Source organism: Halomarina salina (assembly GCF_023074835.1).
In the GTDB taxonomy this organism is placed as follows: domain Archaea; phylum Halobacteriota; class Halobacteria; order Halobacteriales; family Haloarculaceae; genus Halomarina; species Halomarina salina.
The window spans coordinates 1,428,006-1,454,764 of sequence record NZ_JALLGW010000001.1 but is presented as its reverse complement, the minus strand read 5'-3'; the positions used below and the strand labels follow the sequence as shown (position 1 = coordinate 1,454,764).

Annotated in this window: 23 protein-coding genes; 8 read left to right on the top strand and 15 right to left on the bottom strand. The window is 58.2% G+C overall.

Going from position 1 to position 26,759, the window contains the following annotated elements; all coding sequences use genetic code 11:
* Positions 1 to 151: 151 nt before the first annotated feature.
* Together MX571_RS07370 and MX571_RS07365 are read right to left on the bottom strand one after the other, a co-directional pair.
* A complete protein-coding gene (locus MX571_RS07370) occupies positions 152 to 1,159 on the bottom strand; it encodes a DUF7979 domain-containing protein (RefSeq protein WP_247415056.1) in 1,008 nt (335 codons plus the stop codon).
* Positions 1,160 to 1,524: 365 nt separating this feature from the next.
* Complete coding sequence (locus MX571_RS07365; protein WP_247415055.1) at positions 1,525 to 3,126, bottom strand: hypothetical protein; 1,602 nt, start codon at positions 3,124 to 3,126, stop codon at positions 1,525 to 1,527.
* Between the two features lie 414 nt (positions 3,127 to 3,540).
* On the opposite strand from MX571_RS07365, the gene MX571_RS07360 reads away from it, so the two are divergent.
* The 3 genes from MX571_RS07360 (at position 3,541) to MX571_RS07350 (ending at position 6,752) form a co-directional block, all read left to right on the top strand.
* The gene (locus MX571_RS07360) at positions 3,541 to 4,242 is read left to right on the top strand and encodes a hypothetical protein (RefSeq protein ID WP_247415054.1); all 702 of its coding nucleotides are present in this window, start codon (positions 3,541 to 3,543) and stop codon (positions 4,240 to 4,242) included.
* 34 nt (positions 4,243 to 4,276) lie between these two features.
* A complete protein-coding gene (locus tag MX571_RS07355; protein WP_247415052.1) occupies positions 4,277 to 5,185 on the top strand; it encodes a hypothetical protein in 909 nt (302 codons plus the stop codon).
* A 562-nt stretch (positions 5,186 to 5,747) separates the two neighbouring features.
* Positions 5,748 to 6,752, top strand: coding sequence for a homing endonuclease associated repeat-containing protein (locus MX571_RS07350; RefSeq protein ID WP_247415050.1), 1,005 nt, complete (start codon positions 5,748 to 5,750; stop codon positions 6,750 to 6,752).
* Positions 6,753 to 6,880: 128 nt separating this feature from the next.
* Here the strand turns inward: MX571_RS07350 and MX571_RS07345 are convergent, their stop codons facing one another.
* The 4 genes from MX571_RS07345 to MX571_RS07330 form a co-directional block, all read right to left on the bottom strand.
* Complete coding sequence (locus MX571_RS07345) at positions 6,881 to 7,480, bottom strand: type IV pilin domain-containing protein (protein WP_247415048.1); 600 nt, start codon at positions 7,478 to 7,480, stop codon at positions 6,881 to 6,883.
* Entirely contained in the window at positions 7,481 to 7,996 is a 516-nt protein-coding gene (locus MX571_RS07340) for a type IV pilin domain-containing protein (RefSeq protein WP_368408997.1), read from the bottom strand.
* Positions 7,997 to 8,461: 465 nt separating this feature from the next.
* Complete coding sequence (locus tag MX571_RS07335) at positions 8,462 to 9,163, bottom strand: DUF4760 domain-containing protein (RefSeq protein ID WP_247415046.1); 702 nt, start codon at positions 9,161 to 9,163, stop codon at positions 8,462 to 8,464.
* 366 nt (positions 9,164 to 9,529) lie between these two features.
* Positions 9,530 to 10,384 carry a hypothetical protein gene (locus MX571_RS07330; protein ID WP_247415045.1) on the bottom strand — a complete coding sequence of 285 codons (855 nt, stop codon included), beginning with the start codon at positions 10,382 to 10,384 and terminating at the stop codon, positions 9,530 to 9,532.
* Positions 10,385 to 10,673: 289 nt separating this feature from the next.
* Here MX571_RS07330 and MX571_RS07325 point away from each other — a divergent pair, with 289 nt between their 5' ends.
* Entirely contained in the window at positions 10,674 to 11,297 is a 624-nt protein-coding gene (locus MX571_RS07325; RefSeq protein ID WP_247415043.1) for a cupredoxin domain-containing protein, read from the top strand.
* 401 nt (positions 11,298 to 11,698) lie between these two features.
* Positions 11,699 to 12,517, top strand: coding sequence for a helix-turn-helix transcriptional regulator (locus MX571_RS07320; protein WP_247415041.1), 819 nt, complete (start codon positions 11,699 to 11,701; stop codon positions 12,515 to 12,517).
* Positions 12,518 to 12,540: 23 nt separating this feature from the next.
* On the opposite strand, the gene MX571_RS07315 is transcribed toward MX571_RS07320, so the two are convergent.
* Both MX571_RS07315 and MX571_RS07310 read right to left on the bottom strand, forming a co-directional pair.
* On the bottom strand, positions 12,541 to 12,846 hold the full coding sequence (locus MX571_RS07315; protein ID WP_247415039.1) for a nickel-binding protein: 306 nt from the start codon (positions 12,844 to 12,846) through the stop codon (positions 12,541 to 12,543).
* A 634-nt stretch (positions 12,847 to 13,480) separates the two neighbouring features.
* Positions 13,481 to 14,704 (bottom strand): MFS transporter, encoded by a 1,224-nt coding sequence (locus MX571_RS07310; protein WP_247415037.1) that lies wholly within the window; start codon positions 14,702 to 14,704, stop codon positions 13,481 to 13,483.
* A gap of 589 nt (positions 14,705 to 15,293) precedes the next feature.
* On the opposite strand from MX571_RS07310, the gene MX571_RS07305 reads away from it, so the two are divergent.
* The 3 genes from MX571_RS07305 to MX571_RS07295 all read left to right on the top strand — a co-directional run bounded on the left by MX571_RS07305 (position 15,294) and on the right by MX571_RS07295 (position 18,274).
* Entirely contained in the window at positions 15,294 to 16,223 is a 930-nt protein-coding gene (locus MX571_RS07305) for a hypothetical protein (RefSeq protein ID WP_247415035.1), read from the top strand.
* 474 nt (positions 16,224 to 16,697) lie between these two features.
* Positions 16,698 to 17,087 (top strand): IS200/IS605 family transposase, encoded by a 390-nt coding sequence (gene tnpA / locus MX571_RS07300; protein ID WP_247415033.1) that lies wholly within the window; start codon positions 16,698 to 16,700, stop codon positions 17,085 to 17,087.
* A 2-nt stretch (positions 17,088 to 17,089) separates the two neighbouring features.
* Positions 17,090 to 18,274 (top strand): RNA-guided endonuclease InsQ/TnpB family protein, encoded by a 1,185-nt coding sequence (locus MX571_RS07295; protein WP_247415032.1) that lies wholly within the window; start codon positions 17,090 to 17,092, stop codon positions 18,272 to 18,274.
* Positions 18,275 to 19,077: 803 nt separating this feature from the next.
* Here MX571_RS07295 and MX571_RS07290 read toward each other — a convergent pair.
* From MX571_RS07290 to MX571_RS07260, 7 genes are all read right to left on the bottom strand, one after another.
* Entirely contained in the window at positions 19,078 to 21,024 is a 1,947-nt protein-coding gene (locus tag MX571_RS07290) for a DUF7289 family protein (protein WP_247415029.1), read from the bottom strand.
* A 182-nt stretch (positions 21,025 to 21,206) separates the two neighbouring features.
* The gene (locus tag MX571_RS07285; protein WP_247415026.1) at positions 21,207 to 22,502 is read right to left on the bottom strand and encodes a polysaccharide deacetylase family protein; all 1,296 of its coding nucleotides are present in this window, start codon (positions 22,500 to 22,502) and stop codon (positions 21,207 to 21,209) included.
* A gap of 740 nt (positions 22,503 to 23,242) precedes the next feature.
* Positions 23,243 to 23,422, bottom strand: a complete 180-nt coding sequence (locus MX571_RS07280; RefSeq protein WP_247415024.1) for a hypothetical protein — start codon at positions 23,420 to 23,422, stop codon at positions 23,243 to 23,245.
* 281 nt (positions 23,423 to 23,703) lie between these two features.
* The gene (locus MX571_RS07275) at positions 23,704 to 24,366 is read right to left on the bottom strand and encodes a helix-turn-helix domain-containing protein (protein WP_247415022.1); all 663 of its coding nucleotides are present in this window, start codon (positions 24,364 to 24,366) and stop codon (positions 23,704 to 23,706) included.
* A gap of 353 nt (positions 24,367 to 24,719) precedes the next feature.
* Complete coding sequence (locus tag MX571_RS07270) at positions 24,720 to 24,932, bottom strand: helix-turn-helix domain-containing protein (RefSeq protein ID WP_247415020.1); 213 nt, start codon at positions 24,930 to 24,932, stop codon at positions 24,720 to 24,722.
* 127 nt (positions 24,933 to 25,059) lie between these two features.
* Positions 25,060 to 25,710, bottom strand: coding sequence for a helix-turn-helix domain-containing protein (locus MX571_RS07265; RefSeq protein WP_247415018.1), 651 nt, complete (start codon positions 25,708 to 25,710; stop codon positions 25,060 to 25,062).
* 216 nt (positions 25,711 to 25,926) lie between these two features.
* Positions 25,927 to 26,601: a helix-turn-helix domain-containing protein gene (locus MX571_RS07260; protein WP_247415016.1), complete on the bottom strand. Its 675-nt coding sequence runs from the start codon at positions 26,599 to 26,601 to the stop codon at positions 25,927 to 25,929.
* Positions 26,602 to 26,759 lie beyond the last annotated feature (158 nt).

The following is a 26,759-nucleotide window of genomic DNA, read 5'->3' as shown; positions in this document are numbered from 1 at the left end:
CGACCCGCATTATCATCAGGCACCATAGGGCGACCTCTCACGAGCAACTGACCACATCAATAGTGACACGATTTCATTCGTTATCGATTACCGCAGCATCCCTCGAGGGTGCATCCTTCAGAGCGCCCAAGGATCTGCCCTAACCAACGACTCAGACGACCCATTCACCAATGTCGAGTAGATACCGCTCACCCTCGTAGGTAACGTACCAGCCACTCTGTGGATTCGGGAGCCCACGTTCGTTCTTCATTCGCTGCCGCAACTGTGTGTACCCAGGTGAGGGCTCGTTGCAGTCTTCGTAGTGATCGTCCTCGCCAGCGTCCACTGCTCTGTCGAGGACAGACCGCTCTTCGCTCGAGAGGTCATCGAGCGCTATCAGGTACCTGTCGGCAACGAACTCCTGGAACTCCGCTTCGGATGTGGCAACCTGCGTTACGCTGTAGTCGTATCCTCGGCGAGTGAGTGACTCCGCTTCGTCAGAGATGGTGATATCATACACCCGGTCATCCCACTCCACCCACGTCGTCCCTGCGCCGACGAGTGTCGAGTCATCAATGCCGTCTGGATAAGGTGCCGGAGCATCCGAAACGGACAGACGCTGTGTGGGAAGCCCTTTCGGCGAATACTCCGGGCCGTGTATCAACAGGTCGAGGGCACGCTGGTCGACTGCAGGAAGATTCGAATAGGCGATGGCGGTCTCGCCTGCAGGTGCAGTCTGCCCGTTCTCCCACGAGAGGGCGGCGAGACGGCCGGGCACTTCTTCAGTCCCCAATCGATCGACCTCAACGTGATAATAGGCTGCTTCGTGCTCGGCGTACTGTCCATCCCGGAGTGGCGGCCGACCGTACGTCTGCAACGCAACGCCGTCTTCAGCGATGATTCGCTCGAGAAGCCGTTGTTGAGACGGGCGGAACGTCGTGGGAAACTGCCTGGTGGGAGCGAACGCAGATAGCGAGACCGTGTACCCTTGCACGCACTCCGGCGTAGACAGACCGTCAGTTGGTTGATTACTCGTCGGTTGATCACTCGTGGAGGGGGCATCCCCGGTCGACTCGGGAGTTGAGGACGTTTCTGAGGAGTCAGTCGCGGGCATGTCGGTGAGACAACCACCGACAAGGAGGGGAATCGCAACAGTGAGCAGGGACCGTCTGGTTCTCATACTGACAATTCAAGTAGTCCGTAGCATATTCTTTGTGGTGAGACTGTTGGAACCACTGATCTGAGTGCTTTCATGGACTTCGGTATTCCCACGCGACGTGCTATCGGACGGGAGAGGCTCATAGCTACGGCAGTTGACTACAACGACTTCCTGCAACGAGTTGATGGCGGGCACGCTTCTCGCTCCCTGATTTTATCGTCGGGCACGACAGGTCCTAACCCTCACCCATCGGACAACAGCTTTGCAGAGAGCGTCCGCCCACAGCTACCACTGCTCGGGACTCGGCACATCGGAGCCATCCTCGGACAGGAGACAAGGGCGAACAGTGATGTCGTCCGTCGTTCGACTGCACAGGACACACTGAATCAGTACGCGAGGAGTCTCCACACCCACTCTCCTGGGCGGACGGGTCCGAGGTCGGCCGGACGTGTGACGTCAGTCTCGGTCTGGAAGGAGTGTGAGACAACCCGTCGATGCCGTTCTGTACGAGCCGTCGACGTCTCCCCAGCGTCGTGTTCGATACGAACGTCAACAGTCTGTGTGCCAGAGCGGAGTTCACCCGTCTCGCGGTCGACGACCACTCGGACGGTCGTCTCCTGTACGTGAACCGTCGCCCCGGTCTCAGACCCGACGATAACGAACGTTCGACCGTCACCCGTCTCGACCGGTTGGAGGTCGTGATCTGTGTAGCCGTACGTCTCCCGAAGCAGGTGGCGCTGCAGGTCGATTTCGAGCATCACCGTCTCTGCAGACCGGTCGATGACAGTCCACCCCTCGGCGTCAATCGGCGCTAACCGACGGTTCGCGAGTGACAGGCGCTCGTCGTCAACAGCAGCGTATCCAGGCGCGATGTCTGCCTCTCGAACCTCCATCACCGTCCACGACCCCAACCTGAAGGGTGACTCAGACCCCGGTGCGTACAACCCCATCGTCGCGTAGGAGACAGAGCCATCGGTCACTCCGGTCGGTCTTGACTCACCTTCTTCCCACCACGTGTAGCGGACCTGCCGGTTACGGCGATCTACCTGCCACAACCTATTCGATCCGGCCCCGTCCTCGATTGTGACCGCACGGTGTTCGTAACCCCCAGCAAACGTGTTCGACACCGCTGCCGCGTACATCCGGTCTGCATCATCAGGCAACGGCGTCGTTCCCGTTCCCAGTGGCCGCGTCTCGCTTGCTCGTATCGCGCCTGCCCCAGCGGCGAGCGACAGTACGACGACTCCAGCGATCAGGAGCCGACCCGTCGATGGGAGCGGTGTGGGCGACGGTCGCGGTGGAACTTGGCTCACGAAATACGACACCGAGACGGCGAGCCCCAACCCAAGCACGACCACGGCAACCCCACCGAGGAGCACCGTGAGAAACAGCGACTGAATCCGGTAATGATAGCGCAGGTTGCCAAACACGGGATTCGAGTTCGTCTGGAAGAACACGACGAGCAACAACCCACCAACCAGCGCTAGATAGCCGTTGAATCCCATCCCGACGACCACGGTTCGTGGGGTGTCGAACAGTACCGCAAGTGCGTTCCGAAGCGCTACAGTGAGTGACTCACCCTCTACGCACCGAATCACCGCGATACCGGGGATGACCCACACCAGAAGTGTCCCAATCGCAATCTCGATGAGCGGGCCAACCGCCACCACCCCCGCCGAAATGAGGTCACCCCGGGCCAGTGCGTACAACATGAACCGAACAGGCGTATCGACGAGGAAGAACAGCACAAGCCCACCCAGCAGCGCGAGAACGTGCCCAATGACCGAGAGCGCAATCAACGAAGGGAGTCGACCCCGATAGGGCGGGAGTTGCGAGAAAGCAGCGTCACCGAGCGCCTCACGAGCAGGCGAGACGGCCGCCGCTGCCCCGAGGACGGCGAACACGGGCGGGCACAGGACGGCGACCACGGGGGTGGTCTGCCAGATGAGCACCCAGCGGACCAATAACTCACCGAGGACGACGGCCATCGTCACCGTTCGCACCTCGGTACTCTTCCATGTCACCTGAAATGCGGGACCAATCGCAGCAAGGCGGGCTTCGAGATTCATTATTGTTTCCGATTATATCGGAGATGTTGAGAACGCAGGTGTGGGCGGGCAAGTATCTTCCGCGATTCGCAGTATCTCTGTGTCTAGACGATGATTTACATCGTCACTGAGGGGCGACGACGTAATGAGCAGTTCCTCCAATCGGACCTTTGGAAGTTCTAGAGCGAGGGTTACTTCAGTGGGGACTCCACCCGACAACCGGCGTACGTTCGCCAACGCCCCGAAGATATCGAAGATGGCCTCGGTCAATGATGAAGATAGAATCGATTGATTGAGAACCTGAACCAACAGTGCATTTAATCGTTGACATGACCAGAGTAGTCTGAGGATTGCATGATGAAGGCTAAAGATCTGATTTTCTGGATTCCGATTGTCACGTTCACGATCGTGATTCTGATATTGGGCTGGACCGGCTACCAGCTATTTTTGCAAGGTGAGACCGCGGGGACGCGAGACATTGTTTCGATTTCCTCCAGCGTTGCGACGGTGTTTCTGGTGTTGCTCACGATTTGGCAGGCCTACAGGACACGAAAAATGTTTGACGAAGAGTATCAGCGTGACAAAGAGAAGTTCGATGAACAGTACGAGCGTGACAAAGAACTGTTTGAGCGGGAATACGAACGTAATATTGAGCTGTTTGAACGGAAAAACAAGGCCGAGCAGATTGAGCGAGAACTGGAATCATTAGCGAGGGCAGACCTACTTGTCAAAGCGTTGAAGGCGAAGTACCTACATTCGAAAAATCGAGCTACGAGGAATATACTTGATGGTGTCGAATACAGAATGATTCACGAAAGCGATGCGGGTGATGTGAAAGGTTTACTCGAAGACCTTCGAGAACAGAGCATGAGTCTACGGCGAGTCGAAGACGGCATTTATTTTCTCAATTATCTCTGTTCGTCGTTTGAAGTATACGAGAAAGGTATTCCACTGATGAATGATGATGTCAAGCTCGCTATCGACAAACTGGAGACCCAAATTTCTGTACGGAGTGATTCATTGGTAAAAGAACAAGAATTACTCCGAGAAGAGTAGTTAAAAAGATATTCAGACAAGACTACAATATCTCATGGAGTCGTTTGAGAGTCCAGATGGAAGATTCAATACTGACACCTCGATCATGTTGGCTCAAAGCTCTCATCCAGAAGAAGCGACCGACAGCAGAGTCTTTGTGTCTGTAGGGGTCAAGGCAACTCGGGAAGAAGAGCTAGAGATATTTGACGCAATGATTGAAGCGAAATTGAATGTTGGCGGGGAGCCCCCCGAACTACGCTTCTTCAATATGAATAACAAGGGGCACTTCGACTCACATAACCCAGAATACTATATTGAGCTGGTAAGGATTCTGAGAGAGCGTTTCCCCAATCTTGAAGATCATATTCAGGCATTCAGATTCGAGACTCATAAGCCACAGACCGTTAACGAAGTTAAGATACGAGCGATTCAGTCGGCACTGCTCGTCTCAGACCTCTCTGCTGAGAGTGACGCAATTATCATGGACAGTGGTAATGAAAGTACTGCTGTTCATGTCTATAGAGCACTGAGCGGCCTCAACCAGGAATTTGCAATGACGAACTGCGTACAGCTCGATTCGTACTATCCAACAGCGTTGCTTGCGACCCTCCTCTCACATCGGCTTGCGAAAATCGAATATGAAATTGATCAGAGAGATGGTAGCGAGGTGGAGACAATCCGCCTTGATATTACTCTCCGGGGTACTCGCAATCACGACCAGTGGAGTAATGCGAGAAAAGGCTTCTATGATAAAATTCCTTATAGCCCGACCACGATTCGAAACACATGCGGAGAATTTCCTCGGGACCGATTTGTCGCATGGTCGGAAGGTGGGGTATGTCCAGAGACACCCTCCGAGTATTCCGCCGTGGCTGCTGATAAACGAGACCAGGTCATCGAAAACGTGACCGATGAGTACCCGAACATCGCTGATGCATTGGGAACGGTGAACGTCGGCTACTAACTACCAGCTAATGCTCATCAATAGGAACGAGGAAAACGCAGCCCAGTACAGTCCCACTCTCCTAGAGAATGGTCAACTGTAGACCACACAACGGCGGGGGGGTGATTCGACCGGAGTAGTGATGACAGCACTCCCGGGCTCACCAATCGAAGGTACGTCTTGGGGTTTGCTAGGACGCTCCAACGTTCTAGATATACCCTCCACGTGAGCTGCGTCTTCTAACCGTTGTGTTCAGTATGAATTACGGCGGTCGAGTATATAACATCTGTTTCACATATTCGGGTACTTCGCTTGTAGTGGTGTTGACCAAACCACCACTTGCTGGATGTTGATGTAACAGTTGATGTCTACCAGCGAGTGAGACGTCGAGTATTCAACGAACCCGCTCAGCTCACTCTCGTCACCAACTGCTCACTCCCCGAGTTTATCGTCGGGCACGACAGGGCGTGCCCGAATTGCACACCAGTAAGCAGGGAGCACAGCAACACAACAACACGGTAGAACGGCCCCAGGGCGCAGTCGAGTCGCAGGTTGAAATAATAGGACAGGGAGACACTCGGTAATGTCCGGGATTTCTGCAGACGAGTTGATCGAAGCGTTGTGTGAGTTGGCTGAAGAGGTCGGTGGAACGCCCACGCGCACGCAGATGAACGAACAGGGTCGATATTCGGGTCAGCCGTATTATACGAAGTTTGGGAGTTGGAACGATGCTCTAAAAGCGGCTGGGATGGGTCCCAATCACCGGAATACGGTTCCAGAGGAGGAGTTGATAGAGGAGTTGCGCAGGGTTGCTGAAGAGGTTGAAAGGGTGCCGCGTATGGCCGATATGGACGAGCATGGCAGGTTTTCGGCCTCAGCGTATCATCGACGGTTCGGGTCGTGGCCCGCAGCGCGGAAGGCCGCAGGGTTGCAACAACGGACCGAGACGACGCGGAAGATTGGACGGGAAGCGTTGCTCTCTGCGCTCGTTGAGTTAGCCGAAGATGTGGGTCGACCACCCTCACAGGAGGAGATGAACCAGAGTGGTGAGTACTGCCATAGGCCCTACTATCGGGAGTTCGGAACATGGGGCACTGCACTGGAAGCGGCGGGGCTGGACCCCAATGCAGGGCGGAGTCAGGCCACTTCCGACGAGAACCTCTTGAGAGCGCTGCGTGAACTCGCCACGGAGTTGGGTCGCACTCCCACCTTCGACCAAGTGAACGAACTCGGGGAGTACTCCATCTGGCCATACATCCGTGCTTTCGGGTCGCACAACGAAGCAGTCGAGGCGGCGGGCCTCAGCATTAATAAAGAACACGGCACGGTTGAGGGAACCGTCGAATACGGCGTCAACTGGGCTACTCAGCGTCTCAAAGCACTCGAGCGCGACGACTGGGTGTGCCAGGACGAAAACTGCGAGATGACCGACCACGAGCATCGCGTTCAGTACGGCCAAGGGTTGGATGTCCACCATCTGCAGAAGGTGCGGACGTTCGACTCACTCGGGACGGCGAATCAGTTGGAGAACCTCGTATCGCTCTGTCGGTCCTGCCACGTCCAGTGGGAGAACAGGATGAGTCGGTAGCCCTCTACAGGGCTGTCGCTCGTTAGCTAGCGTTCGAAAAATGAGAGCCACGGTAGGGCAGCATCGTGGGGAAGTGCCCGCTATGGCAAGATAAGAACGAATCGAGAAATTCGTTCAGATGGAACTGCTTACGCGTCTATCTCTGTCTCATAAACGATTTGGTCACTTCCGGTGTCAATGACCTTGATTAAGACAGTGTCTCCTGAGGCGATCTCCGGGACATCAGATGGCGAATCTATGGGATTAGCATCTACTGAAGCGGATGCAGAACCAAGCCAACTCCCACCTGGTGAGAGTTCAGTTGAATACTCACTAGGCGTAGGTACAGTGTCAAGTTTGGACACCATCATTAAGGTAGAGCTGTCACCAACAGAGAGTTGAGAGCTTCCGTCTCCTGTCAACACCCATCGTTCGCCATTTGCTTCAACGACGACCTCCGTTCTATCCGAATCTAGACTTTCTCCACCCTTGTGTTCCAAAGTAATTGTTGCACTCTGGTCATCGGTTCCGTCAGAGTCGTCGTCGTCGTAGACACCGTCACCAGCATCTACATTTGCGTCCATCTGCACACTTGGCGCTGTACTGCCCACCGAGTTCCCAAGGCCGAGCGTCATTGATGCTATGACGGCAGCCAGGATCACTGTAATAGCCACCATCAAAATCACACCAATGACAGGGCTCACGGCCCTATCTTCGGTCTTGTACTGTCCGATTATCTTTTGAATCATTCAGACATCAATCTCAGTTTCGTAGATAATTTGGTTGCTCTCTGTGTCGATTACTGTGACCGATATCGTCTGGTCGCTACTGATGGCAACGGAAGTTGAGCTTGCAACCGTAGTTCCCTGCCAGTTAGCTCCAGCAGTCCCTGCAGTGATAGTAATGGAGTCACCAACGCCTACTTCAGCACTTCCATCGGGGCCAAAGGTCTCTTCAGTGTCTGCGTCAACGACGATTTCGGTCTCCCCCGATTTCAGCTTCTCTCCGCCTTTGTGTTCTATCGTGAGTTCAGTTCCGTCGTATTCTGCAGACATTTGGGCGTTAGGGGCAGTGTTGCTCACAGAGTTCCCAAGCCCGAGCGTCATTGAAGCAATGACGGCTGCCAGAATCACAGTAATAGCAACCATCAAAATCACACCAATGACAGGACTGACTGCCCTATCGTCTGCGTCGAACCGCGCTTTGAGTTTCTGAATCATGTTGTCGTACCTGTCGCGAACTTTTGCTCGGAGTCGGGCTGCCACACCTCCACGTGAGCCACAGCAGTGGCTCGGAGTGCGCGGATGCGCGGCGAGTATCGCCGCGGTGGGTCATCCCACCGGGCGTTGTGTCACCGTTGTCCTGAGCGTCGGGTTCGCTTCAATTACACCTGTATGACTGGGAGAATATAAGTCTATCCTAAATTCCTAACTTTCACTTGTTGAAGAGTATCTCCGCCTTAAACATTGCAGAGACGGGCTTAATGGGGCGTTATCTGGTGTTTCAGGGGTTGTGGGGGTCGTGGGGAGTCACGGATGTGATGAAGGTCCAATATAATTGTGGCGGCTAGGGCGTGATTGTTAGTGAGATTAAGGGGGGCGACCGGGGGTGGGCGTGGTTCAGTTCGTTCTGGTGGGTTCGGAGAGAAGAACGGAGGTGATCGTCACTAGCAGTGTGGATCGGGGGAATCGGTACGGTGTGAGCGTGTGGTTCGGTCACTGCGGCGGTGGTTAGATCGGAGATGGGAGTGAGTCATTACTGGGTGATGGGGCAGGAAGGGACTTTCCTTTTTTTCGGCCGTACGCTTCCGCGAGCGCGGTGAACTCACACCAAACCGTCTGATCATCCCTTTGGTTACGCACCTCGGTGATGAACTCATAGTAATTGGTGTAGGTTTGCCACATGGCCTCACCACGGAGGGTAAATATCGAGTCTCTGTTGGCGTATCCAGCCGAACAAGAGTTGGCGACGAAATTGTAGTAATTGAAGACGCGAACGATGTGTTCCAGTTGTGACTGGTCGAGACTATCGTGTTTGAATGCGGCGGCGACGGCAGCGCCGTCCATGTGGTAGACAGCTGTCAGTGATTCGAACAGGCTATCGTTCGTCGAGAGTTCTGTCAGGAGGTCAGTTGTATGGCCGATTTGAGCTGCCTTCTTTGCACGTCGATATTCCGCTCGTGCGATGATGGCGCCTGCAATCAGTGACAGCCCGGTGAAGAGGTCACCAATGCTGATGGTGGGAGCAAATGAGACGATGCCCGTCATCTGCACGAAGATGGCGACTCCAATGAGGAGTGCGACGACACCGATGATAGTTAGTCCAGAGAGTAGGTACAATCGAGCGAGCGATGTTCCATCCTCCGTCCCTCCAGTTGTAGTGGGCCCGGGTGGGTTCGCTGATGATCCTGGTTCCTGCGTTGTGGTACTCATCTCCTCTTCGTTGCGGTCCGTACGTCCGCCGTTACTGTACTCTGGGCAGCGGCTTATATGTTGTCTTAACCACATGAAATGAGTGAATCGGATATTGGATAGTGTGAATACGTTGTTGGCGGATCAGAACTGGGTGATGGTCAGTGTCGTGTAGGACGGTATCGAGGAGGACTGGTGGTAGGTGCAAGTGCTGACCCATAGAATGCCAAATGTTAATTATATTCTGAACTTCGCTCTTGTTTAGATATATGGCCTACTGCTACTCCACCGGATACTGACTCGTAGAATCGAACGGCTCTACTACACTGATACACACGCGGCACGCATCGCTCACTCGGCCCGTTCGAGAGACGCAGAGCGTGAGTGTTACGAATCTCGGGAGATGTCGATATTGAGGTCCTCTCGCCCGTCACGAACTTCCAGAACGTACTGCATTCGTGGGTCTTCGACGTTCGGCGACGGTGTCGGCGTGTACGAGTACGTCCATGTCTTTTGTTCTCCCGCCGTGATGTCCAGCCAGATGCCTGTGACCGGGGTGTACGCGACTTCCGGCCCGATGCGGTTGAGCGCCCCCACAAAGGTCCCGTCGTGGTCTCCCGTATTCTCCACGACGAGCATCGCGGTTATCTCCCTTCCATCAGCGACCGTGTCCGGGGCGGAGAACTCACGAACAGTGAATGCCGTCGGCGGTCGGGTGAGGCACTGGACTAGCTGGTCCCCGAACGCGTAGTCGCCACCCTGCCAGTGAAACGACACCGAACTGGCGTCGAGCGGCTTCGGGACGGCGAAGACGACCGGCTGGTTCCTGAGACCCTCGTAGACCTGTGGCCAGAAGGCCCCACTATACCCGTCGATACGACCGGGCTGACCGTTGACGACCGGGTCGTACGTCGCCGACCCAGTGACGAGGCGGTACGTCGAGTCGCTGGGTGACGACTGGTCCTCCGACGATGCTAGTCCTCTGTCCGATACGTCGACCACGACGAACTGCTCGGAGGGGGCTCCTTCCACACCAATCGAGTCGTCACCGGCCACGACCAGCGATGGCGTGATGAGGAGGTTCTGAACTGGCACGTCATATTGCGGAGTGGCTGTCTCAGGAGTGGGGCTCGGCTCAGCGGTCTCAGGAGTGGAGCGCGAGTCTGTCACACAGCCCGCGAGCGCTGTGAGCGCCGTTCCACACGCGAAGAGGGCACGACGCCGGGACCGTGAACGGACCATTATATCGGTGAACAGAAACGTTCGAGCGATAAGCTTTCTGTGAAATTAGAAGAGATACAACTGTTACACTCGCAGCACACGTCTAACAACTGAGTCACCGCGACTCACCGCGAAAGAAACCGGTCGCATCGGTTGCCGCTATTGTTAGACAGAGAGCGTGAGTCCATCAGTGGAGTGGCCAACCCCTCCAAGTTCGGTGGTGATAACAGTGCTGCGCTAAGTGTTGTCACATATACATTCATATGGTCAGCATACTACTGGGGCGTGACTACATTCGAAGTCGTACATTATGCAGCAATCAAAATTTCCAACTATCAGTCGCCGTAACGTACTGAAGACCGCAGGGGCCTTCTCGCTGCTCACGACTGTTGGCGTCGGTACCGCGCTTGCAGACAAGCCCGAGCGGAAGGGCAACAACTTCGGCAACGGGAACGGAATCGGGGCCTTCCTGAACGAGAAAGCCCTGTATAAGCCCTCGCCTATCTGGGCTGACGGGGTCGTCGATATGACCGAGCAGGACACTGTCGAAGTGCTCAGCGGTGCGATAACGAACGTCGAAATACCAATCGAAGGATTCGAAGAGATGGAAGTGGCGCCAGTCGCGTTCAACCCGATGGCCATCAAGGTCACCCCTGGGACGACCGTCACTTGGGTGTGGCCAGAGTACCCGATTCCGATTCCTCACGACGTGGTTTCGTTGGACGGACTGTTCAACAGTGGATACCGTTACCCGGGAGGAACTGCCTCCCCAGGTGGCCCCGTCCTCCCGGACTTCTCTCACATTTTCGACGAGCCGGGCAACTACCTCTACTACTGCACGCCTCACGGAGCACCCCGTAAGGTGAACGGCATCGGAGGAGAGGTCTACAACGAGTTCGGGATGCGCGGTGCAGTCATCGTCACGGACGAGTAAATACCCGACCGAGCGACTCTACCACCGAATGTACCGTCTCTGCTCAGCGGTCAAGACGACTCCATTTGCCGGCCGATTTGCCGGTTGCTATGAGGTTCCCTCAACAGGTGGCGCCGTACGTACCCGTGCTGGATACACCCTCTATATTCAGCAGGTCAGGGGACGATATGCACGCAATCTGGTAGGAGCGTCGGTGTTAGACTCGCGGAACGAATCTACCAGCCGAGTCACCGCGATCGGCCTGAAGACAACCCAGTTCACTGGTTGCCATTTTTGTTTGGTACGGGGCGTTAAGATATCTGTCCTGTCGAAATATAGCCGAACGGGATGCTGGAACCTTCGTCAGAAGTCGGACCACTGGCTGTAGAAATTATTGTATAGTGTTACCAACAACCACGTCTATGGTACGAGATCTCCCGGACGGTTCCGATCTCCGGGTCGAGGTCATCAAGCGAGCATCGATGATCTCGGCCCTGCGTGAGGGGGCCCTCGACCGACGAACCCTGGAGCACCGACTCGACATCTCGAAATCGACCGCCCATCGGAACACCACCACACTTGCCGAGAGGGGCCTCATCGAGCGAGTCGATGGGGAGTACGAACTCACCGAGTTCGGCAAGGTAGTCGCAGAGATCGTTGCAACGTTCGAAGCGGAGATGCAGACCGCTCACCGACTCGCCCCACTGTTCGAGGTCGTGTCCAGCGTCCAACCTGAGTGCCCCATCGAGGAATTCTCGGACGCGACGGTTACGACAGCAGAGCGCGGTGACCCATTCGGCCCGCTGGCTCGGTTCGTCTCACTGGTCGAAGAGACCGAGACGCTACGCATGTTCGATTCGTATGCCGTTGCCCCGACGTATATGGATGAGATCCACGGCCGAGTGCTCGACGGGTTGGTGACAGACGTCATCGAGCAACCCGACATCGCGTTGGACATCATGGAGAACTACCCGCGGAAGTGCGTCGAACTCTGCGCGAGCGACTACCTACGGATGCGGTTGCACGATTCTCTCCCATTCGGACTCGTTCTCTTCGACTCCTGTATCGGCATCGGGATTCGCGACCAAGATTCGGGAGTCCCCCAGGCGTTTATCGATATCGACACACCGACAGCACGTGCGTGGGCAGAGACACTCTTCGAATCATATTGGAGCGAAGCGACCCGCTTGAATCGGTTCCATCCAAAGGCGCTTCGGGAGGCAATCGACGCTGACACGTAGAGACTGAGTGTGTGAGATCTCTCCTACTGATCCGGGCCGTCTACGAACGGTCCACGATGAAAGACCCGTGACACCGGAATCCCCGCACAGTCTGCGTGGTCGTAGAGTGCTTCTTCCGATTCTGCCCTGAAGTGACAGAACGTTCCTGTTACCATGTCGTCTTCGTTGGTCATTATCTCCGATTGTACCCAATCGATGTCCGCACCGTCATCTCGCACTGTTTCCAGGGCCGCGATCGACCGTTCGCTGGCACGTTCACGTTCGGCGTGTGTCACCGGTGGATCAATCTCTCGAAGGATAAGATAATCCGTCAGTTCTTGCTCGCTCATTGCTCGACTCCTCGCGTGCTCGCTACCGGTGTTACGTGACGGTTCGTCGCGGTTGATCTGCCTCGATGAGACATGAACGGACAAATGGGGGGCCAGAATTTGTAGTTACTCTGTGGGATTGTCCCTACACACGGGACGCTCCACGGTAGTGAACCGCAGCGGTTCTGGAAGGGAGACACACGATGCGACGCCAGGCGAACAGGAAGGCGAGCGATTTTCACAATCGGCCCGCCTGAGCATCTACAGATAAACCAGGCGAGTGCCTCAAGGCTTGACCCCGAGGGTGAAGCCGACACGAACAGTTACCTAACGGAGGATTGTAGGGCGATTAACGACCGTAAAGGGCGTTAACGACCGTAACGTGAAGCGGTCGTTCGGACAGGAAATGTGGTATCTTTCAACACCCGCCAATGGCGGTAAGACGGGTACTATCGGGGGCTGGTGGAGGGCCCGACCCTCACGGACGCACCGAGCGTTCGGGTGTTGATTCCAGCCGACCGCGCGAGCGGGAGGCCGAGGGGAACTAAATTCGCCTGCGGGCGCGGTGCGGTCCCTAAACGGTGAAGCCACGGGGCTTGTCCCCGTGGTACTTCACCTCTGTACCGCTTATTCGTTCAACAACCCCTGTTCGGGGTCAACGTCCTCTCTCTGGTCGATTGCCGACGGGTGTCGTTCCCCAGCCGAAGAGGCCTGCTCCGAGGGCAGTGACGACACCCAGTGCGACGAGCGGCACGACGTACCCCCCAGTCATGTGTTTGAGCGGACCGACTGCCAGTGGTGCGAGCAGTGCGAATCCGGCCATCGAGATATTGAGTAAGCCGACCGTCGCGGTCGCGTTCTCCTGTCCGAACCGAGTCAGGATGATCGGCGACCAGAGCGAGGCGAGGGGGCCGAGGGCGACACCCAAGCCGAAGAGTGTGCCGTAGACGAGTAGGCGAGAGTGAGCGAACGGCAGCGAGAGCGCGCACACGCTGGCGAGGACAGCACTCATCAGGAACGTCGCACGCTGGCCGATTCGGTCGCCGACAAACCCACCCCCGACACGAGTGAACACGCTGACACCGCCGATAACACTGATGCCAGCCGCGGCCACGCCGGCGTCGATACCGTTCGTCGTGAGGATACTGACCAGATGTGCCGACAGGACGTAGAACCAAACGAACACGAGGGGAAATCCGATTGCCGTGCTCAGAAATCGAGGATTGCGTACTCTCCTCCGAATCCACGCTGTGTCCACAGTCTCCCCTGCTTGCGCAGGGCCGGCCGGTCGACGATAGAAGAGACTCGAGACGAACACGATGGCCACCATTACACCGACGATGGTGGCGAGTGACGTCCTGAAGCCGGTCCGGTTGAAGAGCCAAAGCCACGCAAATGGCAGTACCAGCGGGCCCAAGCCGACACCAGTCATCGTGACACTGGTCGCGAGTCCCTGGTAGGTGTCGAACCACTGCGGAGCCAGCGAGACGATAATCGTGAACGCAGTTCCACCCGCCATACCGAGCAGCGCGAAGGCGGCGAGAACACCGAGATACGAGGTGACGACTTGCAGGAGCAACGCTGCGACAGTCAGACCGACGCCGACTGCTGTGAGGACTGGCCTAAGTGGGAATCTAGCCGCGAAAATACCGAACAGTCCACCAACGGCGAGGAACACGGAGGTGGTGATCGAAAAGACGGACGAGACCTGCAGTTCCGAGAGTGTGAAGGTGGCTGCGAGTCGGTCCGCGTAGACAGTGAAGGTGAAGACAGTCCCCCATATCAGCGTGAGCATACAGATGCCGAGCGCGACGACCAACCATCCGTGCGGGGAGTCGAGCGTCTCTCCACGTCCGTCTGAGGCTGTGGCCGTCGTCATCGTATGTATCCCTCGACAGAACCAGTCTCCGACTCACCCAGTGACTCGAGCAGTCGCTCGGCGAGGACGCCTCCACCGCCCACCTGTCCCCTCCAGAGCGATTGCTTATCCTCCGACATTACTGACTCCTCCAGAGTGGAGCACCGGTTGACAGACCCTCTGACACGTGAATATACATTCGTGGGCCGTCGGAAAGTGTCTGATGCTATCTGAAAAGCGTGATTAAGTACTCTACGTGCGTTTCGTCGGTAGACTGCTAGAAGCGCATCCTGAGCGGGATTCTGGCCGCGTCGACAGTCGGCCCACAATGGAGGCGTATTGACGGCCGACGGTTGGGTGGCAGAGTCGTCGGGTGAGGGTTCGTCCACGAGTGCAACCGTCACGGTGGCCTGGCTGCTCATGGGTTCGAGGGCCTCGATTCAAGCATCGACGCTGCCGAGCCTGATGCGCCTGTCTGTATTCTCGGAGTCTCGATAGTAACAGGAGGGGCAGCCGATGATTCGTGACGGACTGCGAGTCGTGTGGAATTCTCACTCCCGGCCGACCCAGCGTGAAAGCTACCTGCCTCGGTCACCTAGAAGGTCTAGTAGTGAGACGCGATTGGTCCTGGCGCGAGAGCATACAGTCAATCGGGAGCGTCGTCCGGAGACTCGTCCGATACGCACTCCTCGTGACGCTCTTCGGCGCACTCCTCGTCGCGATTGTGGTCGGACTGGGGGTGGTTTCGGTCCCTGAGACGCTCGGCGACGAGGTCGACCACCTCGTGGGCGAGCTCGACGTTGACCGTGACGGGCTCTCCTCGAACCGAGAACGAGCACTCGGGACCGACCCATGGGCATGGGACACTGACGGTGACCGACTGGGCGATGGGTGGGAGGTCAAACAGCGGACGGACGAAGGCGCGGACCTCCCGGGGGCAGATCCACTGCGAACAGACCTCTACGTGCAGGTGAGCTACGCCACTGATGTGGAGGCGCTCACAGAGACCGAGAAGGCAGACCTCCGGGAGGTGTGGGCTGAGATGCCAGTCTCGAATCCCGATGGCTCAGCGGGCATTGACATCCACCTCGTCGAGACGGCCCTCGAGGAGCAACCGGTTCTCACCACGGGCAGCGAGATGCGAGACTATCAACAGCGCTACTACACACGCGCTTACATGGGTGAGCGCCAGTGTTCGTACCACCTCAGCGTCGTCGGCGAAATCGCTGGTGAGGGCATTGCAGGGCTCGGAGAGACACCAGGTCGGTTCTCGTTTGTCGAGGGGGAGTATCGCTCGAATATCCTTGAAGGGAGCGTCAGCCTTCGCGTGAATACGGTGACACACGAGTTGCTGCACAACGTCGTCGGCCAGACCGAGTTCACCGACGAGACGGGCCACACCGAGGGCGGGTGGCTGTCTGCAGGCGGTGACGTAGGGTCAACCCCCGAGGCTGAGGAATATCTGTCACCGACCGTGGCAGACCATCTGTCGGAGGAGGGCTTCGCCGAGTCGGAATACTACTCACGAGTCCGTTGTTGAGAGCTGGTCGTGCGTATCGAGTGTGCGGGCAGGTTCTCGTCGTCGGGCACTTCTAGCGGAGCCGGCAGTGGCTCGTGTGTTGACACCGAGACAGTTTACGGCACGACCATACTGACAGGATGCACACCAGCGGAGGGTCTCCTACCACTTCGACGAGTAGTGCGAGGGCAGAACGCACGTTGTCGAGTTATCTCGGGAGGGGGCCGAGGATGTCGAGGCCGTACGGCGCTGCGGCCGCAGTCAGTGCGGCGGCATCCGGTTCCGCAGGCGGTGGTGTCTCACGCCGTTGAGCGGCCATCCCGACTTCTCGGAAGAACTCTTCGAGGCCAGCTGGCGTTACACGAAATCGAGGAGAAAGCCCACGACTTCAGTCGTGGGATGAATCCGACCACACACGACACAAACCATCCTCAATAGCCGACCGAGGGTTGATGAAATCGCAATATCTAATATAGATAGGTTTTATCTAACAGTATGCCCCGGGGGTACAGTCGAGAGCGAACGTCGGTTCACAACCTCCACTACCACTTCGTGTGGTGCCCGAAGTACCGCAAGCCGGTGCTGACCGACGAGGTTGCCGACCGCCTCGAACAACTCATCGAGGAGAAAGCCAACGAACTCGACCTCGACATCCTCCGGCTGGCAATCCAATCCGACCACGTACACCTGTTCATCACGGGGAACCCGAAACTCGCCCCGAACAAAATCATCCAGCAGGTCAAGGGCTACACCTCGCGCAACCTCCGCGACGAGTTCGACTTCGGCCTCCCCTCGCTGTGGACGCGCTCGTACTTCGTCTCCTCAGCAGGCGAAGTGTCGAGTCAGACCATCGAGGAGTACATCAATGCACAGACTGGACGATAACGATGCATCGAGACGTCACCACCACGGTACGGGTCAAACTCCACTCACTCACCGAGTGGAAAGCCCGACTCGTTGAACGCGAATACTCCGCGTTCCAAGACGCCGTTCACGGTAACGACGACGCGAACCTCTACTCCGCCACCAAACAACAGGCGGGCAAAGTCCGCTCGAACAAGAACCCGGGAGAAGATACCGAGCAACCCGTCGTTCTCCGCAACGACTGCATCACCATCGAACACGACGAGGACACCGTGCTCTCGTCGTGGTGGTTCAAACTCCCCGTCTACAACCCCGAGAAGGAACGCGGAGATAGCATCTGGGTGCCCGTTCGCGTCCCCGAGAAGGACACGCACCTGCTCACCGACGACTGCATCCGCGACTCAGAACTTGTCCACCGAGACGGCGAGTGGTACGTCCACGTCGTCTGCAAACGGTCTGTGGCCGTCGCAGACGAATACGACGACGTACTCGCCGTCGATATGGGTGCGAAGTGGATTTCGGTCAGCACGTTCCTCTCCGACCGAAACACACAGTTCCACGGTGCAGAAGTCCGTCGCGTCCGTGAACACTACAAGCAACTCCGCAAGTCAATCGGGAAGGCGAAGGTGCGTTCGGGAGCGCAGGTCATCGAACGCCTCGGGAACAAGGAATCCAGAACGGTCGAACACGAACTGCACCAAGTGGCGAACGAACTCGTCGCTCGCGCTCGGGAGCGCAACGCCGTCATCGTGTTCGGTGATATGACGGGGTTGCGCTTCGACAACGACAAGGGGCGATACGTAAACGACAAGACCCACAAGATGCCGTACGCGAAGATGGCGAACATCCTCACATACAAGTCGCTCCTCGATGGGCGGGAGTGTCTGCCGGTGCAAGAACACGACACGTCGCGGACGTGCTGGCGCTGTGGGTCGCAGAACACATCGCGGGAAGTGCAGGGGCGTGTCGAGTGCCACGACTGTGGACTGGACGACAACGGCGACAAGAATGGTGCGACGAACATCGGCAAACGAGCCGTCGGTAAGAACATTCAGAGTCCGCTATCGACGGTGGGGGCTGTTGTGGCTCAGCCCGAAACGCAGGTCGTACTCGAAGGACCTAACGGTGAGATGGAACCTGCGAACTCCCCAGACGACGTGGGCCTAACCCTCAGTGAGGGAAGCCCACGACTTCAGTCGTGGGAGTAGTCACCAGAGGTACTGCAGCAGGCGGTCAGGCACTGGGGAATCGAGCTCTCGACCAAGTGATTTCTCCCACGATTGAAGCTGTGGGCTTTCTCCTCGGCTTTCTGTGATCAGTGCGCTTCACTCAATTCGCTCAGAGTTGCTCTCGGCTGAGATCACGGCGGACACCAGCCAACGCTGTCCGAAGTGTCGTGGCCTGGTGATGGTTGTATGTAGTTCCACGAATGCGCGTCGTGACGTGGTAGATTCCTCGGGCACATGCAATCTCAATGGAGACTGATTTGCGCGAGAGAACGATCCGATTCACTGTCGTAACCACCTCAAAGACCCCATCAACAAACCACAGGAGGTCCGAGGGTGTCCATCCGCAGTGAGAATCGAACGCTGGGAGTATCGTTGGACTGGGCGGAGTAGCGACTGGTGTCTCGGCCGTTAAGCCAGAACAGCCAGGTTGCATTCCGGTGTCCGATGGACGGCTTGGATAATTGATGCTTTCCCCCATAGATGGGATTCAGGACTATCCCACCAAAGCTATAGTATCGCTAACGTATTCTGCCGAGGTGCAAATAGAGATTAATCGTCGGTTTAATCACATGACGCAGGCACATCTCGCAGGTGAGGTTGAATCGAGAAGTGAATCAATCGGGTTAGGGTGGACACGAGCCCGCTTACCGTCGGTCGCTCAACATCGCTATCGTCATATCTCGAAGACACCAGTGATCCACTCCTTTTGCCGGGGTGGATAGAACCACTCTTGGCGATGGCTGGAATGGAGAGGTGTTTGGAGACGAGTTTGGTGAGGTCGTTCAGTTTGCGTTCTTGACAACGACTTCATTGTGGCTAATGTGGAGGTACGTCAGCGGAACGCCACCACCACCAACGAGGTCCGGTTTCTGATCTTTTAACACGATATCGTAGTGGACTGCCGAGTCCCCAGTGACCTTACTTGCGCTCCCAACGAGCGCGCCATAGACATCCGAGCCACCAGTGACGGTAATGTCCTCGTTACTTGGGGCGTAGACGACGCCATAGAAGGTGGCTCCACCCGAAATCTTCACCGTCGAACTACTCGACCCATACAGCCAGAGATGGTCACCACGTGAGTCATCGCTCTTCCAGGTCGTCCCACTCGTTACCTTGGTGTCGCCGGTCGTGTAGAGGTGGACCCGGTCAGATCCCGTGATTTGAACGCTCGCCGATCCTGTAGAGCTAACTTCGCCATCAACAGCGATGTAGATCGGTCCATCACTCGTGTCGAACGTGATGTCGTCGTTCTGCAACTCGAAGTCGTCGAAATAGTACGTTCCCGCTGTGAGCGTGCACGACGAGTACCCATCTGCACAGTGCCCTGCCTCGATGCGACTGGCATCTGACCCTGTGTTGTCGTTTGTCGCCCGGTAGGCATCGACACGTGCCTCAATCGTCGGGTCAATTGCAGTCATCTCAGGAGGCGTGAGGTCAGCTGCCTCATCGACTGCGCTGAGGTCAAGCGCAGCGTAGTGTTCGTGGACCGTCCCAGCCGGTGGCTCGTTCCAGCTCTTAGGATTGAACGCACCACCGAGGTAGACATTGTCGTTGATGCTATTCCCGTCCCAATCGAAGTCGCCACCGGCAGTAATCTCCCCATTCACATTGGAACCGCCTTTCGTGTAGATGTCCCCGGCGATGGTCACAGGGGCGTTGATAGAATTCCCATAGAACGTGAGGTCGCCATCGGCAATGACCTCGTTGTCGATTTTCGACCCGCCACCGAATGTGACATCGCCGTTGACGATGAGACGGCCAGTGACATCGATACCGCCACCGGCATCGAAATCACCGTTAATGCGCATGTCGCCTTTGATTGTGCTCCCTCCGGAGTATTTCAGCCCGTTCCCGACAAAGACACTGCCCTCCTCCCCTTTCGTCGCGGCATAGGAGCCTACCGAGGAGTCATAGCTGTCGACGCCGCCGCTTCCCTGAATCTTGAGCGTCGGGTCAGCGGTTGCGATGCCGTCGGCGACTTCCCGACTCTTATTCGGTACCGAGAGAATGACTGTGACTAATTGCTTTTCATCGTCGACGTCTACGCTTTCTGCACTCGTCCGTTCCTCGAAATACGTTGCCCAGCCTTCGTAGTACTCGCTCTGAATGACGACCTCAATGCTTCCCGATGAAAGGGGATTGGTCTGCGCAGCGTCGTCGCCCGGGAACAGCGATTTCGAGTTGGTCTTCGAAATCGTTGCAGGTCCCGAGAGGGGCTCAGAGCCAGTGATACTGACGACAGGGAAGGTCAGCGTCGGGTTTGAGGAAGGGTCATTCCGCCACGTGTAGTGGAACTCCGGTGGCGAAACCATCCTTGTGTGCTGACCGTCCGTTCGCCAGACGCCCCCACCCTGATAGGCAACTGTCGTCGACCCAGTCATATACTTGACCGCACCGAGATGTGTGTGGAGAATCTCCTGTGAGCACGACCCACAGCCGATCTGTGTGACGGTGATCGTTCCTGCACCCTCATCAACACTTGCTGAGCCATCCCCACTGAAAGTGAACGACTGCCGGTCGCTGTCCCCTAGAGAGACTGCACTCACCTGTGAGTCGAACTGCGACATCATGATTTCAGCGTTCTCGGCATTACTGGCTTCTGTGAGATCATCCATCGCACCGCCTCCGATGACCACTATCGTCGTAACTGCCACCGCGACCATCCCCACGAGTAACACGAATCCGAGTACCTCACTCTGTGCTCTGGTCCTTTGGGGAGAATGATCCATTACAGTTATAGTCACTTTTGCTAATATATATGCGTTTCCCACAGGTTTCGCACTCTCTCTGATTCTATGAGAGAATTGCGCCGTTCGCGGCGAAGAGGACATCAACAGCCTGGAATACCCGAAGTTGACATCGTAGCTCACCCCAAGTTACCCATAACGGTGTAACTGGAGGTCGGAGGCGGTCACGACGTCGATTTCCCCGCTTCGTCGAGGTCATGGACGTGCTCGACGAGGCGTTCGAACTGCTCCACCTCCAGGTCGTGGATGGTCGGGATGCCGACGCTCTGGTACTCCGCGGCGTGGGTAGCGAGTTCGAAGCCACGCTCGACGTTGTCGTCGATGCCGTCGCAGGCGACCACGCCGGGGTTCGTGAGGTCGTAGTTGCCGAGGCCACCACCGCCGAACACGAAGTCGAAGTGTTCGGCCATCACGTCGAGGCTCGGACCGTCATACGCGCCGAAGCAGTAGATGGCAAACGCCTTCCCCTCGGGGGCACCGATGTCCTCGAAGAACGCGTCCATCTCGGCGATGTTCGCCCTGAGTTCCTCGGTGGAGAGTTCGGTGACGTTCTCGTGGTCGACCATGTGGTTACACACGTCCCACCCCGCGTCGCGCAGTTCGTGAATCTGGGCGACGGTGAGTCGGTCGCCACGACCGACGTACTCCTTCACGACGGCTTCGATGGCCGGGTAGTCGTACCGCTGGAGGATGGGGAAGTAGTCGTCGTAGTGGTGGCGGTGGGTGTCGTCGAACAGGAAGACGAACTTCCCCGTCTCGGGTTTCGGGTGCGTGCGGATGTCCGCGAGGTGGAGTTCGAACGTCGCCCCCGACGCCCACGCGCCGACGTCGAGTCGTGTCACGGTCGAGAGGTCGGGTGAGCCGTCGACCTGGCTCACTGCGAGGTCCTGTCGCTGCCACCGGGCGTCTTTGTTCCCGGTCCAGGACGTCCGCATGGTGACCGTGTTGTGTCTGTCGGGAGCGTGGGCGCGGATGGAGAACGTCGGCTGTTCGCCTTTCGGTTCCCCGAACCACGTCGCGACGGACAGCGCCCGCCCGGAGAGGTCGATGGGGTCGTCGTGGTAGTCGCCCGTGAGCCGGACGGCTCCCTCGTTCTCGTAGTACAGGGACTGGTCACCGCGGAATCGGGCGGCCTCGTCGGCGCGAACGGTGCCCTCGCCGGACCACCGCGAGAGGTCGCTCATGTCGTCGACCAGGTCGCCGTCGGGGAAGAACGCGCCGAGGTACGGCGGTACGACCTCGCCCGGAGCGGGTGTCTCCGTCGGCGTGTCGGTTGGTTGGCCGCTCGCCACAGTCTCGGTCTCGGTCGTCGTCTGCGACGTGGCCGTCGATGGTCCGGACTCCGTCGGACCCTCGCCGGGGAGTCCAGAGTCGACGGTACTCAGGAGACTGCCACCGAGTGCCACGCCACCAGTCGCGAGAAACGCCCTGCGGGACACCGCTGATTCCTCGTCGGTCATGCTAACATCAAGAGGTTTATGGTATTTGGTTGATAACTCCCTCACTGCGCGTATCGACACGATTACACAATACTTTCCGTCGGGTGGCGATTCACGAGCGACGACAGTCGAGAGAGCCGTCTCGTCAGCTAACCCACAGTCTACACAGGTCCACGAAGGCGAGTTACTGGTTGCGAGAAACGTACATCACACGGTACGACGACCGGTAGGCCCAACAATACACGACCATCGAGAAGGGAAACAGAACGCGAACTCATCACAGAGCCCCGTGCTCGAACCATCGAGCACATCCTCACACGCCCGACATCTGACCACCAGCGAGCGATGGTGCTGTCGTCGACGTGCTGGAGAGAACCTGGTCGACGGCGACGACAGCGACACCACGCGCGCTACGGAGAAGTGAGTCGAGAAGTGAGAGTGGAAGCGGTCCCGACGCGCGCCAGGCGAGGGGCCGCACGCCTCACATCGTCAGTGCCTCTGACAGCCGATCGGACCGCCGCGTCGGGCGACCCGCCGCGCAGCACCGCACTCACATTCCACCTTCCCGAGCGTTCGGACGCTCGTTCGCCCGGCCGCTGTGGTGCTCTCGAATCGCGGGACCCACCGACCGCTACTTAAGCACCATCGTATACGATGGTATGTTACCACATATGTCTTTGTAGAGAGACGAGACACAGTCACCGCCTCGGAACACTTCGGGGGACCAGAGCGCTCCGAGTGCGTCTCGGGGACCGGTTCGTCTACGAGTCGCGGGACACGACCTCGGTGACCTGTACGTCGTAGTGGCTGTTCGTCGTCTCGGCGTAGCAGTCGTACGCCCCGCTCACCCTCACGTCGTTCGCTACAGCGGCGGCGATGAGCGCCGTCAACTGCTGCTGGAACTCCGCGCGGGTCGTGACCGCCTCCGGGTCGCCGGTCATGAACTCGCCGAGGCACGAACGCTCTCGCGAGGAGCGCTCCGTGGCGTGGCTTCGGACGGTCGCGTCTCGAGAACCGGGTCGGTCAGTCCCTCCAACGGCGTCGAGGCGTGACGGGCGCGGGAGTGCGCCGACGACTGGACGGGTCGAAGTCGAGTCGGTACGGGCAGCATGGCCAACGACGACACGCACGGCAGCGACATAAATAACGCGGCGGTTCCCAAGGTCTCTGTTTTAAAAGAAGAGAGGAGAAGGCACGGCGGGGGCGGCCATCGACGTACCGCTCAGTGGGACCCCTCGTCGGCCTCGGGGAGGGTCGCGGCGAGAATCGACGTGATACCACGTCGGATGCGCTGGGAGACCGCCGTATCCGAGATGCCCATCTCCGAGGAGAGGTCCGTGAGGTTGATTCGACGCGGAACGTCGAAGTAGCCCCTGTCGAGCGCTAAGAGCAGCGCTTCTCGCTGGGCGTCGGTGACGCCGAGTCCCAGCCCCATGCTCTCGGGGAGACCGGGGTTGTGGACGCTCTGGAGGTCGAGCGGGATGTTCCGGTCGATACACTGTCGGTAGAAGTCGGTGAGTGCGTCGTGGTCCGGGAACCGGAACTGGAACGTCCAGCGGCCCTCCTCGCCGGTCCCTTCGAGGATGACCGCACCCGTCTCGACCATCGCGTCGAGGAGTCCGTCGAGGTCCTCTTCCCACCGTACCCGGACGAGCGACTCGCCGTTCAGCGAGTCCACGACGTCGACCGATTCGATGGCTCCGTCGGATTCGAGCGACCGCTCGATGTGCTCGATGGAGCCGTCCTCCACCCAGAAGTACGGGATGAACGTCGACCCCATCGGCACGACCCGCTCGAGTCGAATCCGGAGACCAGTATCTGCAGCTAGCGCTCCGCCGAAGCTGAAATCCTCGGCTGCGATCTCGATGCTAGCGATAACACTCATCTGGGTTTCCTGAGGCGACGTACGTGCTCCAGACTAAAATACCTTCGATGCCCAAGTAAGAGAGATATAAATTACGTCCCTCGTGCGGAGACAGACACGGGGTCGACGGTGCCGGGATGGTCGGCGTCGGTGTCTGGAGAGACGAGAACGGAGACGGTCTGGTGAGGAGAACTGGCGAGGCCATCGAACCGAGCGTCGTCGTCGGCACGCTCGAACGCGTCGTGACCGGTGTGGTGACCCCCGCGACGCACGGGTCCGACACGAGCCGAACCCTCCTCGCAGGCGACAGAGACGAGAACGGCGGCCGCGGAGCTCACGCTCGTGGCAGCCTCAGCCCCAGGCTCGTCGCCCGGTCAGTCTGTCTCGAGCTGGGTGACAGCGAGCTTCGCCGTCCCTCGACGGAGTCGTTCGACGAGCGTACTGCTGGACGTCTCCAGGCACTCGGCGAGTTCGACCGTCGAGATGCGGCGCGGGACGGCGAAGTATCCCGCTTCGAGCGCCGTTCGGAGCGCAGTGCGTTCCTCCTCGGTCAGCTCTCTCGAACTGGCCGTGTGTCTCCTCCCCATACCTAACAGTCGCCGAGTGACGGCAATCCGACTTCGCCTTCGATATCGATGGCCACTACCGGTCTACCGACCGGGTCGCGGCGTTCGGGCGGTCCTGAGAGTGGGTACCGACGGTCCGGCGACCGGCTCAGTGGGAGTCCGGCGCCTTCAACGTCGCCGTGAGGAACTTCAGCAGGCCGCGACGGAGGCGTTCGGAGACCGCCTGTTCGGAGACGCCGAGCTCCTCGGCCAGTGCAGCGAGCGTCGTCTGTCGCGGGACCTCGAAGTACCCGGCCTGGAACGCTGCCTCGACCGTCTCGCGCTGTGCCGACGTCAGTCCGTAGTCGCCGTCCTGCTCCCCGAACCCGGATTCGTTGATGCCGCGCAGTTCGAGCGTGATACCGCGCTGTCGACACTCGCTGTAGAAGCGGGCGAGGGCATCCTGACTGGGGAATCGGAGGGCGACGTCCCACCCTGCCGCGGTGCCCGTCGCTTCGACCAGCAGTCCCCCGGTCTCCTCGATGAGGTCGAACACGGGCATCTGGAGGCGTTTCCAGTGGATACGAACGAGCACACGGTCGTCGAATTCGTCGAGTACGTCCAGCGACTCGACCTCTGCGTCGGTCCGGAGGTGTTCGATAGCACGGTCGTACTCACCGCCGACGAACCAGAGGTAGTGCGTGACGCTCCCGGTCGGTACGATCCGTTCGAGTTCCGCGCTGATGTCGGGGTCCTCCGTGAGTCGACTGCTCGGTGGGAACGCCGTCACCGGGAGCGAGAACTCGGCGAAGATGCTCATCGGTGGACCCGCCACCGAGAGCGACTGTCCCGTCGACCCGCACACCGACGTCTCGTCGGGGGGGTCGCGTAGCCGGTCGCTCCGGCCAGAAACGTACTGCCAGGCTCCGATGGCATCTGTCGTCGTATTCGGTATAGAAGTCAATGCCTTATAAACTGACTGGTTGCAGCCGACCGGCCCTCACGAGTACTAGCGAGGATATCGAGGAGACCGACCTCAATCGTCGTCTTCCGCTTCGACGGACAGGCGGGGCTCTTCCCCCATCGTCGACGAGAGGAGCTTCGTCAGCCCGCGTCGGAGTCGTTGTGAGAAGGCCGTGTCCGAGATGTCGAACTGCTCGGCGAGTTCCTGCAGGGTGGTCTTCCGGGGGACCGCGAAGTAGCCAGCGTCGAGCGCCGTCACGAGTGCGTCGCGCTGAGCGTCGGTGAGGCCGAACCCGTCGTCGTTCTGCCAGCGCGGGTTGTTGATCTCTTCGAGTCTCGGGGAGAGTCCCGCGTCGACACAGGTCTGGTAGAACTCGGAGATGTCCTCCTGCTCGGGGAACCGCATCCGGAACGACCAGTCGTCTCCCTCGCCCTGTGCCTCCAGTATGACGGCTTCGGACTGCTCGATGATGTCGACGAGACCGTCGACCGCTCGGGACCAGTCGACCCGGAAGAGGGTCTCCGTGTCCGTCTGGTCGAGGATTCGGACGTCGTCGACGAGTTCTGACGCTCGGAGGGCCTCGTCGACGGCGTCGGCGTCGTCAGTCGGGACCCAGAAGTACGGTATCGTCGCCTCGCCCGTCGGAATCATCGATTCGAGACGGACTCTGATTCCCCGTCGGACTTCGAGGACGTCACCCAGCGCGAACTGGTCTGCAGGAATCGCGAAACGGGCGATAGTGCTCATGACGCGCACTGGGAGCTAGGAGTCGTTCCGAACGAATCGGCGTGCGACGAGAACCGACGTAGGAGCATTTGTCGACACTCAAACGTCTCGTGTGTATATGATAAATGCAGTGATTTCGAAGATGTTTATAAGTGTATGAAAAAGAGGTTCGCGATCGA

Coding starts and splice junctions, on each gene's coding strand:
- MX571_RS07370 (WP_247415056.1), bottom strand. CDS start 1,159: ATGAGAACCAGACGGTCCCTGCTCACTGTTGCGATTCCCCTCCTTGTC.
- MX571_RS07365 (WP_247415055.1), bottom strand. CDS start 3,126: ATGGCCGTCGTCCTCGGTGAGTTATTGGTCCGCTGGGTGCTCATCTGG.
- MX571_RS07360 (WP_247415054.1), top strand. CDS start 3,541: ATGATGAAGGCTAAAGATCTGATTTTCTGGATTCCGATTGTCACGTTC.
- MX571_RS07355 (WP_247415052.1), top strand. CDS start 4,277: ATGGAGTCGTTTGAGAGTCCAGATGGAAGATTCAATACTGACACCTCG.
- MX571_RS07350 (WP_247415050.1), top strand. CDS start 5,748: ATGTCCGGGATTTCTGCAGACGAGTTGATCGAAGCGTTGTGTGAGTTG.
- MX571_RS07345 (WP_247415048.1), bottom strand. CDS start 7,480: ATGATTCAAAAGATAATCGGACAGTACAAGACCGAAGATAGGGCCGTG.
- MX571_RS07335 (WP_247415046.1), bottom strand. CDS start 9,163: ATGAGTACCACAACGCAGGAACCAGGATCATCAGCGAACCCACCCGGG.
- MX571_RS07330 (WP_247415045.1), bottom strand. CDS start 10,384: ATGGTCCGTTCACGGTCCCGGCGTCGTGCCCTCTTCGCGTGTGGAACG.
- MX571_RS07325 (WP_247415043.1), top strand. CDS start 10,674: ATGCAGCAATCAAAATTTCCAACTATCAGTCGCCGTAACGTACTGAAG.
- MX571_RS07320 (WP_247415041.1), top strand. CDS start 11,699: ATGGTACGAGATCTCCCGGACGGTTCCGATCTCCGGGTCGAGGTCATC.
- MX571_RS07315 (WP_247415039.1), bottom strand. CDS start 12,846: ATGAGCGAGCAAGAACTGACGGATTATCTTATCCTTCGAGAGATTGAT.
- MX571_RS07310 (WP_247415037.1), bottom strand. CDS start 14,704: ATGACGACGGCCACAGCCTCAGACGGACGTGGAGAGACGCTCGACTCC.
- tnpA (WP_247415033.1), top strand. CDS start 16,698: ATGCCCCGGGGGTACAGTCGAGAGCGAACGTCGGTTCACAACCTCCAC.
- MX571_RS07295 (WP_247415032.1), top strand. CDS start 17,090: ATGCATCGAGACGTCACCACCACGGTACGGGTCAAACTCCACTCACTC.
- MX571_RS07290 (WP_247415029.1), bottom strand. CDS start 21,024: ATGGATCATTCTCCCCAAAGGACCAGAGCACAGAGTGAGGTACTCGGA.
- MX571_RS07285 (WP_247415026.1), bottom strand. CDS start 22,502: ATGACCGACGAGGAATCAGCGGTGTCCCGCAGGGCGTTTCTCGCGACT.
- MX571_RS07280 (WP_247415024.1), bottom strand. CDS start 23,422: ATGACCGGCGACCCGGAGGCGGTCACGACCCGCGCGGAGTTCCAGCAG.
- MX571_RS07275 (WP_247415022.1), bottom strand. CDS start 24,366: ATGAGTGTTATCGCTAGCATCGAGATCGCAGCCGAGGATTTCAGCTTC.
- MX571_RS07270 (WP_247415020.1), bottom strand. CDS start 24,932: ATGGGGAGGAGACACACGGCCAGTTCGAGAGAGCTGACCGAGGAGGAA.
- MX571_RS07265 (WP_247415018.1), bottom strand. CDS start 25,710: ATGAGCATCTTCGCCGAGTTCTCGCTCCCGGTGACGGCGTTCCCACCG.
- MX571_RS07260 (WP_247415016.1), bottom strand. CDS start 26,601: ATGAGCACTATCGCCCGTTTCGCGATTCCTGCAGACCAGTTCGCGCTG.